Below are 766 nucleotides of genomic sequence, written 5' to 3'. Positions count from 1 at the left end.
TACTTAGCCCCGTTACATCTTCCGCGCAGGCCGACTCGACCAGTGAGCTATTACGCTTTCTTTAAATGATGGCTGCTTCTAAGCCAACATCCTGGCTGTCTGAGCCTTCCCACATCGTTTCCCACTTAGTAGTAATTTGGGACCTTAGCTGGCGGTCTGGGTTGTTTCCCTCTCCACGACGGACGTTAGCACCCGCCGTGTGTCTCCCGGATAGTACTTACTGGTATTCGGAGTTTGCAAAGGGTTGGTAAGTCGGGATGACCCCCTAGCCTTAACAGTGCTCTACCCCCAGTAGTATTCGTCCGAGGCGCTACCTAAATAGCTTTCGGGGAGAACCAGCTATCTCCAGGTTTGATTGGCCTTTCACCCCTAGCCACAAGTCATCCGCTAATTTTTCAACATTAGTCGGTTCGGTCCTCCAGTTGATGTTACTCAACCTTCAACCTGCCCATGGCTAGATCACCTGGTTTCGGGTCTATATCCAGAGACTGAACGCCCAGTTAAGACTCGGTTTCCCTACGGCTCCCCTAGATGGTTAACCTTGCCACTGAATATAAGTCGCTGACCCATTATACAAAAGGTACGCAGTCACAGGACAAAGCCTGCTCCTACTGCTTGTACGTACACGGTTTCAGGTTCTATTTCACTCCCCTCACAGGGGTTCTTTTCGCCTTTCCCTCACGGTACTGGTTCACTATCGGTCAGTCAGTAGTATTTAGCCTTGGAGGATGGTCCCCCCATATTCAGACAGGATATCACGTGTCCC

1 rRNA gene is annotated in these 766 nt (G+C 50.8%); it reads right to left on the bottom strand.

The annotated features are described in order from the left end of the window. A 23S ribosomal RNA gene (locus ACF8OV_RS12855) occupies positions 1–766 on the bottom strand; the annotation flags it as partial.

Source organism: Vibrio sp. GLN_1 (assembly GCF_043106015.1).
In the GTDB taxonomy this organism is placed as follows: Bacteria; Pseudomonadota; Gammaproteobacteria; order Enterobacterales; family Vibrionaceae; genus Vibrio; species Vibrio parahaemolyticus.
The sequence above is the reverse complement of the archived record's forward strand: the minus strand, read 5'-3'. Positions and strand labels throughout refer to the sequence as shown.